At 64.2% G+C, this 15,096-nt stretch carries 10 protein-coding genes, 1 tRNA gene and 1 pseudogene; 5 read left to right on the top strand and 7 right to left on the bottom strand.

The features are described 5' to 3' along the window. Positions 1-44: 44 nt before the first annotated feature. Positions 45-129: transfer RNA gene (locus QCE49_RS15925), tRNA-Leu, on the top strand. Between the two features lie 50 nt (positions 130-179). On the opposite strand, the pseudogene QCE49_RS15930 reads toward QCE49_RS15925, so the two are convergent. Next, a pseudogene (locus tag QCE49_RS15930) lies at positions 180-1,109 on the bottom strand (LysR family transcriptional regulator); the annotation flags it as partial. 112 nt (positions 1,110-1,221) lie between these two features. Between QCE49_RS15930 and QCE49_RS15935 the strand changes: the two are divergent. Beyond that, positions 1,222-2,574: an NAD(P)/FAD-dependent oxidoreductase gene (locus tag QCE49_RS15935; protein ID WP_250437431.1), complete on the top strand. Its 1,353-nt coding sequence runs from the start codon at positions 1,222-1,224 to the stop codon at positions 2,572-2,574. Between the two features lie 7 nt (positions 2,575-2,581). On the opposite strand, the gene QCE49_RS15940 is transcribed toward QCE49_RS15935, so the two are convergent. Further along, positions 2,582-2,830, bottom strand: a complete 249-nt coding sequence (locus QCE49_RS15940) for an adhesin (protein WP_175981421.1) — start codon at positions 2,828-2,830, stop codon at positions 2,582-2,584. 349 nt (positions 2,831-3,179) lie between these two features. On the opposite strand from QCE49_RS15940, the gene QCE49_RS15945 reads away from it, so the two are divergent. The 3 genes from QCE49_RS15945 (at position 3,180) to QCE49_RS15955 (ending at position 7,141) form a co-directional block, all read left to right on the top strand. Further along, the gene (locus tag QCE49_RS15945; RefSeq protein ID WP_033536446.1) at positions 3,180-4,712 is read left to right on the top strand and encodes a NuoM family protein; all 1,533 of its coding nucleotides are present in this window, start codon (positions 3,180-3,182) and stop codon (positions 4,710-4,712) included. Between the two features lie 164 nt (positions 4,713-4,876). Next, positions 4,877-6,181: a dicarboxylate/amino acid:cation symporter gene (locus QCE49_RS15950; protein WP_008347015.1), complete on the top strand. Its 1,305-nt coding sequence runs from the start codon at positions 4,877-4,879 to the stop codon at positions 6,179-6,181. A gap of 12 nt (positions 6,182-6,193) precedes the next feature. Further along, positions 6,194-7,141, top strand: coding sequence for an amino acid ABC transporter substrate-binding protein (locus tag QCE49_RS15955; RefSeq protein WP_008347016.1), 948 nt, complete (start codon positions 6,194-6,196; stop codon positions 7,139-7,141). Between the two features lie 13 nt (positions 7,142-7,154). Here QCE49_RS15955 and QCE49_RS15960 read toward each other — a convergent pair whose 3' ends face one another. The 5 genes from QCE49_RS15960 to QCE49_RS15980 all read right to left on the bottom strand — a co-directional run bounded on the left by QCE49_RS15960 (position 7,155) and on the right by QCE49_RS15980 (position 15,086). Beyond that, positions 7,155-8,807, bottom strand: a complete 1,653-nt coding sequence (locus QCE49_RS15960; protein ID WP_008347018.1) for an ATP-binding protein — start codon at positions 8,805-8,807, stop codon at positions 7,155-7,157. 127 nt (positions 8,808-8,934) lie between these two features. Beyond that, positions 8,935-10,458: a sensor domain-containing diguanylate cyclase gene (locus QCE49_RS15965; protein WP_051996395.1), complete on the bottom strand. Its 1,524-nt coding sequence runs from the start codon at positions 10,456-10,458 to the stop codon at positions 8,935-8,937. Between the two features lie 120 nt (positions 10,459-10,578). After that, a complete protein-coding gene (locus QCE49_RS15970; RefSeq protein ID WP_250441545.1) occupies positions 10,579-11,718 on the bottom strand; it encodes an acyl-CoA dehydrogenase family protein in 1,140 nt (379 codons plus the stop codon). A gap of 12 nt (positions 11,719-11,730) precedes the next feature. Next, positions 11,731-12,921 (bottom strand): acyl-CoA dehydrogenase family protein, encoded by a 1,191-nt coding sequence (locus QCE49_RS15975; RefSeq protein ID WP_250458269.1) that lies wholly within the window; start codon positions 12,919-12,921, stop codon positions 11,731-11,733. A gap of 35 nt (positions 12,922-12,956) precedes the next feature. Continuing rightward, positions 12,957-15,086, bottom strand: coding sequence for a 3-hydroxyacyl-CoA dehydrogenase NAD-binding domain-containing protein (locus QCE49_RS15980; protein WP_250458274.1), 2,130 nt, complete (start codon positions 15,084-15,086; stop codon positions 12,957-12,959). Between the last annotated feature and the right edge of the window lie 10 nt (positions 15,087-15,096).

Here is a 15,096-nt window from a genome sequence, read left to right on the forward strand (position 1 = left end):
GCCCTTCGCATTTCCCGATTTTCCCGCTACAATTCGGTCCCCTTGCCCAGGTGGCGGAATTGGTAGACGCACTATCTTGAGGGGGTAGCGCCGCGAGGCGTTCGGGTTCGAGTCCCGACCTGGGCACCAGTTGCATCCGCAACGACTTCTGTTTTCTTCTCTCTGCGCGTCGAACGCAGCTTGTGCGTTTCCGGCGGCGCAGTCAGGCCCGCGACGGCCGCTCCCGACTGAATCAAGAATTCCCTGAACGCATTGGCGACCTGAGGCAGGCGTCGCTCCGACATATGCACGACATGCCAAGCGCGCTCGATCGGCGTCGAAGGCACGGGAAGCGTCGCGAGCAAGCCCGCCTGCATTTCGAGCGCGCACGCGTGCAGCGAAAGAAACGCCACGCCGAGTCCCGCTTCGACGAGCTGCTTGATCGCTTCATTGCTCGATAACTCGGACGCGGCATGCAGCTTCAGACCCGCTTCCTTGAACAGCCCTTCGATCGCGACGCGCGTGCCCGAGCCGCGCTCTCTGACAAGCAGATTCGCCGATTCGAGATCGGTCAGACGCAGGCGCTTCGCGCGCATCAGCGGATGCGAAGGCGCGGCGACGAACGCCATCGGATGCTTCGCGAATGCGGCGGCGCTCGTGCGCAGTTCGCGCGGCTGCCGTCCCATGATCGCGAGATCGATTTCATTCGTCGCGAGCATGCGGACGATGTCATCGCGATTGCCGATGCGAAACTGCAGCTTCACGCCGGGCCGCTCTTTCGTGAAGCGCACGAGCAGCGGCGGCACGAGATATTCCGCCGTCGTGATCGCACCGATGCGCAACGTGCCGCCCAGTTCGCCGCGCAACGCCGCCACTTCTTCGCCCGCTTCGTTCCAAAGGCTCAGGATTTCGTTCGCGTAACGCGCCATTACTTCGCCCGCAGCCGTGAGCTGCACTTCGCGGCCGACGCGGCGCAAAAGCGGCGTGCCCGCGGCTTCGCCGAGCAACGAGATTTGCAACGAGACCGCCGGCTGCGTGAGATGCAGTTCATCGGCGGCGCCCGAGATGCTGCCCACGCGCGCGACGGTCTGCAGCGTGCGCAACTGACGGAAGGTCGTGGTCTTTAACATTAGTGAAAACTTATGAGTCGGCGATAAATACTAAATAGCGCATATGTTTTCGGGACCTTATATTTTTTCCAACGAGGTCGTCAAGCATCCACACAGCACTTCCGGGAGAGCCATGATGTTGAATCCTTACGCGCAACGGCAGGTCGATTCGCCTCATCGCATCGTGATCGTCGGCGGCGGCGCCGCGGGGCTGGAACTCGCGACGCGTCTGGGCAATAGCGTCGGCAAGCGGCGGCGCGCCGAGGTGATCCTCATCGACCGCTTTCCGACGCACTTCTGGAAGCCGCTTCTGCATGAAGTCGCGTCGGGACAGATCGATGCATCGAGTCATCAGATCGATTACGCCGCGCACGCGAAGTGGAATCACTTTCGCTTCGAGCAGGGCGCGCTCGCGAACATCGATCGTGGACGCCGCGAGATCGTCATCGACGAGACGACCGATATCGACGGACGTCCGCTCCTGCCGAAGCGAACGCTCGCCTTCGATTCGCTCGTGCTCGCGCTCGGCAGCGTGACGAACTTCTTCTCGATTCCCGGCGCGGCGCAGCATGCGCTGACGCTCGAAACGGTGGAGCAGGCGGAAACGTTCCGGCGGCGTCTGTTGTCGAGCCTTCTGCGTTCGAGTCATGCGCGGCAGGCGACGCCCGGCGCGGCGCGCACGCCGGTTTCGGTGACGGTGATCGGCGGCGGCGCGACGGGCGTCGAACTGGCCGCCGCGCTGCGCGGATCGGCGGAAATGCTGCGCGAGTATCACCTCGCGTCGATCGACCCGGCCAGCGACATCCGCATTCGTCTGCTGGAAGGCGCGCCGCGCGTGCTGCCCGCGCTGCCCGAACGCATTTCGACGCGCGCTCAGGACGTGCTCGCCAAGCTCGGCGTGGAAGTGCGGCTGGGTTGCCGCGTGCGTTCGGTGGACGAGCAGGCCGTATCGACCGCGGATGGCGAAACGCTCACAAGCGACATCACGATCTGGGCTGCGGGCGTGGAAGGCGCGCCGGTGTTGCGCACGCTGGAAGGATTGCCGCTGAACCGGCTGGGACAGGTGATCGTCGATGCAACCTTGCAGGTCGAACCCGGCTCAGGCATCTACGCGATGGGCGACTGCGCCGCGTGCGCCGCAGCGAAAGGCGACGCGCTCGTGCCGCCGCGCGCGCAGGCCGCGTTTCAGCAGGCCGTCTATCTCGCCGATGCCCTCGCGCGCCGCCTCGACGAACGCGCCGTGCCGCTCTTCGCGTACCGCGATCAGGGCACGCTCGTCTCCTTCGGACGCGCAGGCGCGGCGGGCGCGCTGATGAGCGAGTTGCTGCGCCGGCCGCTGTTCATCGACGGATGGTTCGCGGCGTCGTGCTACCGGCATCTGTATCGCCGGCACATCATGGGGCTGACGGGCGTCAAGCGGGCGCTGATGTACGCCGCGAGCCAATGGCTGCGCGAGCGCGTGCGGCCTACCGTGAAGCTGAACTGACGCCGATTCAGCGCATTGCGACGGCCGTGCCGGACTCGGCGCGGCCCGACACGAGGCATTGCGACCGGAACGCGTCGCGCTGGCTGCTCGCGGCGGCGTGGCTGAAGCCCTTGCTCAGGGCGTCGAATTCGATCTGCGCCGCGCTCTGCGCGCACGACGACGCGGCCAGGTCGCGTCCCTGCGCGTGGAGCATGGCGCGATCGGCGACGAGATACGCGACGAGCGCAAAGACGACGGCCTTGAATGTTTTCTTCATGCTTGTCTCCTTCCTTGCGTTCTAGGCTAAGGGCCACGCGGCTTCCGGCAAATCAGGGCAAGCCCGAAGCGAACGAACGATTCATTCACGTCGACGTGCCGCCGAGCCGGAATCGGTAAAAAAGTCAAGGCCGTTCGGCGCAATGAATTTGATACGCCGCAATGCACAAAAAACTATTCTTTTGAGTTATCCTCGTTAACCCTTAGGAATACGCCTAAGTCATTCGGGCTGCGCGCCGGATTCAAGCCTCCGCGCACTCGTCCTGCCTTACATTCCACTGTCAGCGCCTTTCCAGCGAGCACGTTTCTTCGCGTGCTGGCCGTGCTTTGCGCCCGATTTCGACCGAGCTATGCATCTGCCGTCAGTTCTCAGTTTTCTTATCTGGATTCCAGTGGTGTCGGGCATCTTCGTGCTGACGTTCAGCGCATCCGCGACGCTCTCGCGCGCCGTCGCCCTGTTCGGCGCGATTCTCAGCCTGTTGCCCGTCGTGCCGCTGCTCTCCCGCTTCGACGCGTCGTCCAGCGCGATGCAGTTCGTCGAGCGCGTCGAGTGGCTGCCGCAGTTCGGCATTTCGTACCATCTGGGCGTCGACGGCATTTCGCTGTGGTTCACGGTGCTGACGGCCGTCACCACGCTCATCATCTTCGTCGCGTCGTGGCGCTCGGTCACGAAGCAGGTCGCGCAATACTACGGCGCGTTCCTCGTGCTGTCGGGCTGCATGCAGGGCGTGTTCGCGTCGCTGGATGGCATGCTGTTCTTCGTGTTCTTCGAGGCTTCGCTGATTCCGCTGTATCTGCTGATCGGCACGTGGGGCGGCGAGCGGCGCGTGTACGCGGCGATTCGCTTCTTCTTTTTCTCGCTGCTCGGCTCGCTTGCAATGCTGGCCGCGCTCGTTTATCTGTGGACGCAGGCGCATACCTTCGATATCGACGCATGGCGCAACCTGAAGCTCGGCTTCACGCCGCAGATCGTCGTCTTCGTCTGCTTCCTCGCGGCGTTTTCGGTCAAGGTGCCGATGTGGCCGGTCCACACCTGGCTGCCCGACGTGAACTCGGAAGGCCCGACGGGCGCGGCGGTACTGCTCGGCATGCTGAAGATCGGCGGCTACGGCATGTTGCGCTACGTGTTGCCGATCGTGCCCGACGCATCGCACTTCTTCGCCCCGGCGATGATCGCGCTGTCGCTCGTCGCGGTGATCTACGGCAGCCTCGTCGCGCTCGCGCAGACGGACATGCGCAAGCTGCTTGCCTACTCGGCAGTCGCGCACATGGGTCTCGTGACGCTCGGCCTCTTTACCTTCGACCGCCTCGGCACCGAAGGCGCGGTCGTGCAGATGCTGTCGTACGGCATCGTGTCCGGCGCGATGCTGCTGTGCACCGGCGTGCTCGTCGAGCGCACGAAAAATGGCTCGATCGATGCCTACGGCGGCGTCGCCAACACGATGCCCCGCTTCGCGGTCTGCGCGATGCTGTTCGCGATGGCCAATGTCGGCCTGCCGGGCACCTCGGGTTTCGTCGGCGAGTTTCTAGTGTTGATGGGCGCGATCCGCCTGAACTTCTGGATCGGCGCGGCTGCGGCCACGTCGCTGATCCTGAGCGCGGCCTATACGCTGTGGATGGTCAAGCGCGTGATTTTCGGCGCGGTGAAGAACGAGCGCGTCGCCGGTCTGCGCGATCTCGGCAAGCGCGAACTCGTGCTGTTCGGCGCGATGGCCGTGCTGGTGCTGGGTATCGGCGTGCATCCGAAGACCTTCACGGACGCGATGGGCCCGTCCGTCGAAAGACTGCTCGCGGCGGCGCAAAGCTCGACGCTGCCCGACGACGGCAGCGCGCCGTCCTACAACGCGCGCCGCGAAGCGGTTTCGGAGCGCACGCCGGGCTGAGTTCCGGCAAAGATGGAACTACGCCGCTAACATTTCGAGTGTTCGCGGACACACGCCGCGGCGCCGCTCTATACTGAGCGGCGCCGCGTTCGTTTTTGCATCGCCTGATCCATCCGAAATTCGCCATTGCATTCGTTCGATATGCAGTCAATGGAGGCCTGGACATGAAGAAGAACTCCGCAGCCATCTGGATTCTCGGCGCGATGGTCATCGGCATAGTGGTTGGCTACATGATCTTCACGAGCTTTCCCGACAAGAAAACCGCCACGGAGATCGCCGGCTACATCTCCCTCGTGTCCGACGTGTTCCTGCGCCTCATCAAGATGCTGATCGGGCCGCTCGTGTTCTCCACACTGGTCGTCGGCATCGCGCACATGGGCGACGCCGCCTCGGTCGGACGCGTGTTCGCCAAGGCGCTCGGCTGGTTCCTCACCGCGTCGCTCATTTCGCTGCTGCTCGGCCTCGTGATGTCGAACTTGCTCAAGCCCGGCGATAACCTCGGCTTGCCGCTTCCCGACATCGGCGCATCGGCGAATCTCGCGACATCGAAGTTCACGCTGAAAGACTTCGTCAGTCACATGGTGCCGCGCTCGTTTGCCGAAGCGATGACCAACAACGAGATCCTGCAGATCGTCGTGTTCTCGATGTTCTTCGGCGTCGCGCTCGCCGCGCTCGGCGAACGCGGCAAGATCCTGCTCGCCGCGATCGATCAGCTGTCGCACGTCATGCTCAAGATCACCGGCTACGTGATGAAGCTCGCGCCGCTCGCCGTGCTCGCCGCGATGGCCGCGACCGTCGCGGTCAACGGGCTGACGATCCTTCTGAAGTTCGCGGTCTTCATGGCCGACTTCTATATCAGCCTCTTTCTGCTGTGGGGCCTGCTCGTGCTCGCGGGCTTCCTGTTCCTGCGGCGGCGCGTGTTCAAGCTGCTGTCGCTCATCAAGGAAGCGTTCATGCTTTCGTTCGCGACCGCGAGCTCGGAGGCCGCGTATCCGAAGATCCTCGACGCGCTCGATCGTTTCGGCGTGAAGCGCAAGATCTCCAGCTTCGTGATGCCGATGGGCTACTCGTTCAACCTCGACGGCTCGATGATGTATTGCACGTTCGCGACGCTCTTCATCGCGCAGGCGTACGGCATTCATCTGCCGATCAGCACGCAGATCACGATGCTGCTGATCCTCATGCTGACATCGAAAGGCATGGCCGGCGTGCCGCGCGCGTCGCTGGTCGTGATCGCGGCCACGCTTAATCACTTCAACATTCCCGAGGCGGGACTGCTGCTGATTCTCGGCGTCGATACCTTCCTCGACATGGGGCGCTCGGCGACCAACGCCGTCGGCAATTCGATCGCGAGCGCGGTCGTCGCGAAGTGGGAAGGCGAGCTGCTGACGGAATCGGAGGCGGCGAAGAACGCGGCGCGCATCGAGGCCGAACAGGACGCGTCGCTCGCGCATCCCGCGCAGGTCTGACGGAGGCGAGCCATGAAGACGCAGCGCTTCTGGTCGGCGCTGGCTGCGGCCAGCCTGATCGCGATCGCTCCGAACGCGCGCGCGGCCGACGACGTGCAGACACCGCCGCCCGACAACGACGCCTACGCGCCCGCGACGCTGACCGGCACGCTCGCCAAGGCGCGCGACACGGGCACGATCGCGATCGGCTATCGCGATGCCTCGGTGCCGTTCTCGTATCTGAACGCGCGCAAGGAGCCGATCGGCTATTCGATCGAACTCTGCAAGTCGATCGTCGCCGCGATCGGCAATGCGGTGCACAAGAACCTGAACATCCGGTGGGTGCCCGTGACGCCGGAGAATCGCATCGAAGCGGTCGTCGATGGCCGTGTCGATCTCGAATGCGGCTCGACCACGAGCAACGTCGAGCGGCAGAAACGCGTGGCCTTTTCGCCGATCTTCTTCGTGGCCGGCACCAAGGTGATGGTCAGGAAAGGGTCGCCGATCCGCTCGTTTCGCGATCTCGCGGGCAAGAAGGTCGCGGTGACGGCAGGCACGACGAACGAGAAGGCGCTGCGCGATCTCGACCGGAAGTTCGCGCTCGGCCTGCAGTTGCAGATCGTGCCGGATCACGCGGAAGGCTTCGCGCGCGTCGCGAACGGCGAGGCCGATGCCTTCGCCACCGACGACGTGCTGCTCTACGGCCTCATCGCGGAGAACGCGGCGAAGGGCGGCGCGTATCAGGTGATCGGCGATTATCTGTCGTATGACCCGTACGGCATCATGTATCGCAGGGACGATCCCCAGCTTGCGCAAGTCGTGAAGGATACGTTCCAGAACCTCGCCGCCGATGGCGAAATCGAGCGTCAATACAAGCGCTGGTTCCTGCAACGTCTGCCGTCGGGAAAAAGCCTCGACATGCCGATGAGCGCGCAACTCGAAAGCATCATCGAGTCGATGGCGGGCGGCGAGGCGCAGTAGCGCGCGGGCGTCCTTACTCGTCGACGAGCTGGCGCACGCGCGCGGCCAGCGTTTCGATCGCGAACGGCTTGGTCAGCACTTGCATGCCGGGCTCCAGGCGTCCATTGCCGATCACCGAATTCTCCGCATAGCCGGTGATGAAGAGCACTTTCAGATCGGGACGCGCCTCGCGCGCCGCATCGGCCATCTGGCGTCCGTTCATGCCGCCGGGCAAGCCGACATCGCTGATGAGCAGATCGATCCGCACATTCGACTGCAACAGCTTGAGGCCCGCGATGCTGTCGGCGGCTTCGATCACCGCGTAGCCGGCCTCTTCCAGCACATCGACGATAAGCATGCGAACGCTCGGTTCATCGTCGACGACGAGCACGGTTTCGCCCGACTCCGCGCCGGAGATCGGCGATGCGGATTGATCGGCGGCATCGTCATCGACACCGCCATAGAAGCGCGGCAGATAGATGCAGACCGTCGTGCCCTGCCCGACTTCGGAATAGATCCGAACCTGGCCGCCCGATTGCTTCGCGAAGCCGTAGATCATCGATAGACCGAGGCCCGTGCCCATGCCGATCGGCTTGGTCGTGAAGAACGGATCGAACGCATTCGCGATGACATCGGGCGTCATGCCGGTGCCGGTATCCGTCACGCACAGCGACAGGAACTGGCCTTCGGGCATGTCGTGGCTTTGGGCCGCGCGGTGGTCGATCCACTTGTTGGCCGTTTCGATGGTGATGCGCCCGCCATCGGGCATCGCGTCTCGTGCATTGATGCACAGGTTGAGCAGCGCGTTTTCCAGTTGTCCCGAATCGACGAGCGCGGGCCACAGGCCCGTCGCGCCGACAGACTCCACCTTGATGCCCGGGCCGACCGTGCGCTGGATCAGCTCGGTCATGCCGTTGACGAGCGCGTTGACGTCCGTGGGACGCGGATCGAGCGTTTGCCGCCGCGAAAACGCCAGCAGCCGATGCGTCAGCGCCGCCGCGCGCCGCACCGCGCCTTGCGCCGCGACGACGTATTTGTCGACCTCCGCGATCCGTCCTTGGCTCAGCCGAATGCCGAGCAACTGCAGCGAGCCCGACACGCCCGCCAGCAGATTGTTGAAGTCGTGCGCGAGGCCGCCCGTCAACTGACCGACCGCTTCCATCTTCTGCGCCTGACGGAGTTGTTCTTCCGCGCGCATCAATTCCGCCGTGCGCTCGGCGACGCGCTGCTCCAGCGTTTCGTTGAACGCGCGCAGCGACGCGATCGCGCGATCGCGTTCTTCCTCCGCTTTCTTGCGCGCGGAGATGTCGCGAAAGAGGATCGACACTTGCCGCAGGCTGGGCGGTTCGACGCGCGACGCCGACACCTCGATATGCCGCCCCGCCGATAGAAAGTAGCGCTCGAAACGCGCGGTCGCGCCGGTGCGCAGAACGTCGCCGTAGATTTCGACCCAGCCGTCGGCATCGGTCGGATCGATCTCGCGCAAGGTCTTGCCGACGATGTCGCGAATGCCCGAGTGCCGCTCGTATCCCGGATTGGCCTCGACGTGCAGATAATCGCTGAGCGGTCCGTGCGGGCCATCGATGAATTCGATGATGCAAAAGCCGTCATCGATCGCGTTGAAGAGCGTGTGGTAGCGCGCCAGCGTGGCGAGGCGGCGGGCTTCTGGATCGGGCGTTTGGGTCATCGGAAGGGTTCGGGTCGGTCGCGTCGTGGGCGGGCGGCCCGCGCGGCGTCGAGAGCTTACGGCAAAACAAGCATTTTGCGTGCACGCACATGCCCGGCCGTTGCGCGACGAACTTTCGTCCACCGTCTCAGACGAAACTTGCCTGCATGATGCGGTTGCGCCCGCGCGCTTTCGCATCGTAGAGCGCCTCGTCGGCCGCGCGAATGAGCGCGCTTACGTCGTCGTCGCGTTCCGGCCGCCAGCTCGCGAGACCGATGCTCGCCGTGACGCGGCCGAACTCGCTGCCCGCGTGCTCGATCGACAGATCGCTGATGGCCGCGCGAATCTTCTCGGCGATTTTCGCGGCGCCGTCGGCGGGCGTGTCGGGCAATACGACGACGAACTCCTCGCCGCCGTAGCGCGCGGCGGTATCGACGGGCCGCCGTATGTTGTCGCCGATGCAGCGTGCGACGGCCGCGAGCGCGTCGTCGCCGGCCTGATGGCCGTAGGCATCGTTGAAGGCCTTGAAGCGGTCGATATCGACGAACAGCAGCGAAAAGAGACTGCGCGTGCGGCGCGCCCTGCGCCATTCCTGATCGAGAATCTCGCCCAGCGTGCGGCGATTGTGCAGCCCGGTGAGTCCATCGGTGCGCGCGAGCAACTGTAGCTCCGACTCCGCGCGCATGCGCCGCCTGAATTGCGCGGCGAGCACGAACGACAACGCGATGAATCCGATAGCGAGCACGCCCATCGACGAGCCGATGATGATCGCGCGCCGCCGCCATGCCGCGTAGATGTCCTCTTCTCCTTCGGCCACCATGATGATGAGCGGCAGATTCGGGAAGTTGCGGAAGTAGTAGAGGCGGCGCCTCCCGTCGATCGACGATGTTTCGCTGAAGCTGCCCTGCTCCGCCGCCCGAAATTTCTTGAAGGTATCGGCCTGGCTGATGTCGCGGCCGATCACGCGCGGATCGAACGGCTGACGCATGATCATCAGGCCGTCGTGATTGATGAGCGACACCGCGCCGTGCGGCCCGAGCGAAAGCCCCGCGAAAAGATTGCGGAAGTATTCGAGGTTGATGGCGAGCATCGCGACGCCCGCGAAGGACCCGTCGGGACGCGAGAGTCTGCGGCTCAACGCGATGCTGGGCGCGCCGCCGCGCAATCGCGACGCATACGGGCCGCTGATGTAAAGCCCGGCGTCTGGCCGGTCGCGTTGGACCGTGAAATAGCCGCGATCCGCGAAATCGCCCGGCCGGGGCACGAGGCTGCCCGAATCGATGATGATCTTGCCGTTCTCGTCGAGCACGAGGATCGACCCGAGATCGCGCGCTGTGGCCGCCCGGTCGAACAGCACGTCGTTGCGCAGGCGGGGCGGAAGGCTCATTACGTCGTCGCGTTCGACGCCTTCGACGACCGCTTGCAGCGACAGTTCGTAGAGTTCGAAATTGCGCTCGATGTCGCGCTCGGCGAGCAACGCGAGATTGCGGGACGTGTCGCGCGCGCGATCGAGCGCATCGACCCGGCCCTGATACAGGACCAGCGCGCAAAGCGCCACCATGAGAAGCGCGATGAGCGTGCCGCACAGCACGATGACGTTCGGCGTCGAGCTTCGCGCGCGTGCCGGGGCGGGTGCGTTGAGACTCGGGTTGTAGATATTTTCGGTTGCCACTATCTGGAGGTCCGGGAACCTGGCTCGCGAGTTTATCTGTTGCTCTGCATGGTCCTTGGGTTGCGAGCTAGGGCGTCATTGTCTCCTATTTGTATGATCCCGGCTTGAAGTAGTGAAGCTTCAGCGAAGCGCCCCCCGCCCCAGCGCGATATACCGCGCGAGATGATGATCCTCATCGCCCAATTGATGATCGATCATCACGAGCCGCTTCGCGTAATGAGCAAGCGGCAGCTCCCACGTCATGCCGATGCCGCCATGCATCTGAATGGACTCTTCCGCGACGAGCGTGCCGATGCGCCCGACCGAATGCTTCGCCGCCGATAACGCTCGCTCGCGCGCAACACCCGATGCGCCGACCGCCGCCGCCGCATTGATCGCAGCGGAACGCGCCTGCTCGATCTCGAGCAGCACATCGGCCATGCGATGCTGCAACGCCTGAAACGCGCCGATCGGCACGCCGAACTGCTTACGCGTGCGCAAATATTCGAGCGTGTGCTCCTTCGCGACATCCATCGCGCCGACCGCTTCCGACACAAGCGCGACGAGACCATATCCGATCGCATGCGTGAGCGTCGCGTAGGCATCGCCTTCATTGCCGACGAGCGCATTGGCATCGAGCGTCACATTTTCGAGCGATACTTCCGCCACGCGTCCGCCATCGATCTTGCGATAGCCGCGCATCTTCACGCCCTGCACATCGCGCGGCACGATAAAGAGCGAAATGCCCGCTTCGTCGTACTCGTTGCCCGACGTGCGCGCCGACACGAGCAGCACGTCCGCATGTTCGCCCTGCTGCACGACGCCCTTCGCGCCGTTGAGCATCCATCCATCGCCATGCCGGGTCGCGCGCGTGTTCACGCGTGCAAGCTCGTAGTGCGAGCCGGGTTCGTCATGCGCGAATGCTGCGATCGCCGTCCCGTCGATCATGCTCGCAACGATCTCGCGCTGCCGCTCATCGCCCGCGAAGGCAAGTGCGCGCCCGACGATCAACGTATCGAGAAACGGTTCGACGACGAGCCCGCGACCGAGCGCTTCGAACACGACGGACACATCGAACCCGTCGCCACCGAAGCCGCCGATCGATTCATCGAAGAACGCGCCGACGATGCCAAGCTCGCAAAACCGTCGCCACATATCGCGGCTGAAGCCCTCTTGCGAACGCGCGATCCTGTCGCGCACATCGAAGCCATATTGCTCGGCGATGAAGCGGTTCAGCGAATCCGCGAGCATCCGCCGGTCTTCCGTGTGCTGGAAATTCATCGTGCGCGTCCTTTAAAGACCGAGGATCATCTTCGAGATGATGTTCTTCTGTATTTCGTTTGAGCCGCCGAAGATCGACAGCTTGCGATTGTTGAAGTACTCCGACGCCGCATCCAATGTTTCGGCATCCTTGTCATCTTCGAATGCTTCGTCTATCAACGGCTGCGCGTACGGACCCATCGCGCGACGCATCAGCGAAGAGATTTCCTGGCGAATCTCCGTGCCGCGAATCTTCAGCATCGAGCTTTCCGCGCCTGGCGCGCCGCCGCCCGCGACCGCCGCGATCACGCGCAGATTCGTCGTCTTCATGTTCTCCAGATCGATCTCGACACGCGCGAGACGCGCGGCGAACAAAGGATCGTCGATGAGCGCGCGGCCGTTGCATTGCACCTTGCCCGCAACAGCCTTCAGCCGGCTCAGCGCGGCCACTGAAAAGCCCACGCCCGCGATGTTCGTGCGCTCGTAGGTCAGCAGATACTTCGCATACGTCCAGCCCTTGTTCTCCTCTCCGACGAGATTCGCAACGGGCACGCGCACGTCCGTGAAGAACACTTCGTTGACTTCGTGCTCGCCGTCGAGCGTGATGATCGGACGCACGTCGACGCCCGGCGTATTCATGTCGATGAGCAGAAAGCTGATGCCTTCCTGCTTGCGCGCATCCTGCGACGTCCGCACGAGACAGAAGATCATGTTCGCGAAGTGCGCGAGCGTGGTCCACGTCTTTTGTCCGTTGACGATGTAATACTCGCTGCCGTTCTCCATCGTGCGAACGGCTGTCGTACGCACCGATGCGAGATCGGAACCCGCGCCCGGCTCCGAATAGCCCTGACACCACCAGTCCGAGCCATCGAGAATACGCGGCAGCCAGTGACGCTTCTGCGCCTCGCTCCCGTATTTGATGAGCACCGGCCCGAGCATGTTCACACCGAAAGGCACGATGCGCGGCGCGCCCGCAATCGCACATTCGTTCTCGAAGATGAACTTCTGCACCGCGGTCCAGCCCGGGCCGCCATACTCCTTCGGCCAGTGATTCGCGAGCCAGCCTTTTGCGTTGAGCGTGGCGTGCCATTGCGCCATGTCGTCGCGCGTCAGGCGCTCGCCCGTGCGCGCCTTCTGCGCAACATGCTCTGGCAGCGATGTGCGCAGAAACGCTAGGACTTCGGCGCGAAAGGCTTCTTCGTCTGCGTTGAATGTCAAGTCCATGACTGCGATTCCATGAGTGATTGAAAGGCCACGCGTCAGGCCGTCTGATTCAGGCTCGCGAAATTCCTCCCGCGCGCCACGAGATCGACGATCAACGGCGACGCGCGCCAGAAGAGCGGATCTTCCTGCGCGAATGCGCGGATATCTGCGAGCACGTTGTCGAGACCCACGGTATCGGCATAATGCATCGGGCCACCGCGATAGCGCGGGAAACCGAAGCCGTGCATCAACGTGGCATCGACATCGAGCGGACGTTGCGCAATGCCTTCGTGCACGATATTCGCGCCCTCGTTGATCATCGCGGCCAGGTAGCGGCGCACGATCTGCTCATCGGTGAATGGTCGCGGCTTGACGCCCGCACGCTCGCGCTCGGCATCGATGATCGACTCGACTTCCGCATCCGGCGTGCCCGTGCGCGCACCGTCTTCGTAACGATAGAAACCGCGTCCCGTTTTCTGGCCGAACCAGCCGCGCTCGCACAGTTCATCGCCGATACGCACGTAACGCGCGTTCGAATCGCGCGTCGCGGCGCGGCGCTTTCTCGCGGCCCAGCCGATATCGCCGCCAGCCAGATCGATGACCTGATACGGTCCCATCGGAAAGCCGAAGTCGCGCACGGCCCGATCGATCTGATACGGCGACGCGCCGTCTTCCATCAGATGATCCGCCGCCGCGCGATACGCCGCGAGCATGCGATTGCCGATGAATCCATCGCACACGCCCGCACGCACCGCCACCTTCTTCAGCTTCTTCGCGAGTTCGAAACCGGTCGCAACGACATCGGCGCTCACGCGCGCGGGCACGACCACTTCGAGCAGCTTCATGATGTTCGCGGGCGAAAAGAAGTGCAGCCCGAGCACGTCCTGCGGACGCGAGATGCTCGCCGCGATCTCGTCGATGTCGAGATACGACGTGTTCGTCGCGAGCACCGCGCCCGGCTTGCACACGCGATCGAGTTGCGCGAACACGGCCTTCTTCGCGGCCATGTCCTCGAACACGGCTTCGATGACGAGATCGGCATCGGCGAGCGCGTCGTATTTCGTGTCGCCGTGAAAGCGTTGCAGCGCGCGTGTTTTCGCTTCGTGCGTCAGGCGGCCCTTCGCGATCAGCGCGTCGTACACCTTCTCGACATGCGCGCTTCCGCGTTCGAGCGAGGCTTCGTCGCGCTCGATCATCGTCACGGCAAGACCCGCGTCGAGCAGCGCGACGGCGATGCCCGCACCCATCGTGCCGCCGCCGATCACACCGATGCGATCGAGCGCGCGCGGCTGTGCGTCGCGCGTTTCGGGCGACTTCTGCGTTTCGCGTTCGACGAAGAACGCATGCACGAGACCCGCGCGTTGCGGGCTCTCGCGGCATTCGAGGAATTGCTCGCGTTCGAAGCGCAAGCCTTCGTCGAAGGGCAGATTCAACGCCGCTTCCACGCAATCGACGATCTTCAGCGGCGACAGCAATCCGCGCGACTTCTTCTGCGTCTCGGCGCGCGCGGCGGCGATCGCTGCCACGCTCGCTTCCTTGTCCGCGAGTCCGCGCGCGTTCTTCGTGCGGCGCGGCGCGGCCTTCGTCGCGATGAGTTCGTGCGCGAATGCCAGGCCTTCGGCGAACACGTCGTCGCTCTGGCCGACGCGGTCGACGAGACCCAGACGCAGCGCTTCCTCCGCGCCGATGTGACGGCCGCTCAACATCATCGACAACGCGGCCTGTGCGCCGATCAGACGCGCCGAGCGCTGCGTGCCGCCCGCGCCCGGCAAGAGTCCCAGTTGCACTTCGGGCAGGCCGAGCTTCGCGCCGGCGACCGCGATCCGGTAATGCGACGCCAGCGCGACTTCGAGTCCGCCGCCAAGCGCCGCGCCGTGTATCGCCGCGACGACGGGCTTCTCGCAACGCTCGATGCGGTTGCACACGTCCGGCAGCGACGGCGGCACGGCGGGCTTGCCGAACTCGCGAATGTCCGCGCCCGCGATGAAGTTCCGGCCCGCGCCGACGATCAGCACCGCGCGCACGGAGGCATCTGCATCGGCGGCTTCGATTGCATCGATGAGACCGCGCCGCACGGCAGCGTTGAGTGCGTTGACGGGCGCATGATCGATCGTCACGACAATAACGCTGCCGCGCAATTCGTGTTGAACCGCGGATGCGGTTTCGGGCGCGCTCGAAAGCGTCATGGATGAAGTC

Source organism: Caballeronia sp. LZ008 (genome assembly GCF_031451435.1).
GTDB classification, from domain to species: Bacteria; Pseudomonadota; Gammaproteobacteria; order Burkholderiales; family Burkholderiaceae; genus Caballeronia; species Caballeronia zhejiangensis.

Coding starts and splice junctions, on each gene's coding strand:
- QCE49_RS15935 (WP_250437431.1), top strand. CDS start 1,222: ATGATGTTGAATCCTTACGCGCAACGGCAGGTCGATTCGCCTCATCGC.
- QCE49_RS15940 (WP_175981421.1), bottom strand. CDS start 2,830: ATGAAGAAAACATTCAAGGCCGTCGTCTTTGCGCTCGTCGCGTATCTC.
- QCE49_RS15945 (WP_033536446.1), top strand. CDS start 3,180: ATGCATCTGCCGTCAGTTCTCAGTTTTCTTATCTGGATTCCAGTGGTG.
- QCE49_RS15950 (WP_008347015.1), top strand. CDS start 4,877: ATGAAGAAGAACTCCGCAGCCATCTGGATTCTCGGCGCGATGGTCATC.
- QCE49_RS15955 (WP_008347016.1), top strand. CDS start 6,194: ATGAAGACGCAGCGCTTCTGGTCGGCGCTGGCTGCGGCCAGCCTGATC.
- QCE49_RS15960 (WP_008347018.1), bottom strand. CDS start 8,807: ATGACCCAAACGCCCGATCCAGAAGCCCGCCGCCTCGCCACGCTGGCG.
- QCE49_RS15970 (WP_250441545.1), bottom strand. CDS start 11,718: ATGAATTTCCAGCACACGGAAGACCGGCGGATGCTCGCGGATTCGCTG.
- QCE49_RS15975 (WP_250458269.1), bottom strand. CDS start 12,921: ATGGACTTGACATTCAACGCAGACGAAGAAGCCTTTCGCGCCGAAGTC.
- QCE49_RS15980 (WP_250458274.1), bottom strand. CDS start 15,086: ATGACGCTTTCGAGCGCGCCCGAAACCGCATCCGCGGTTCAACACGAA.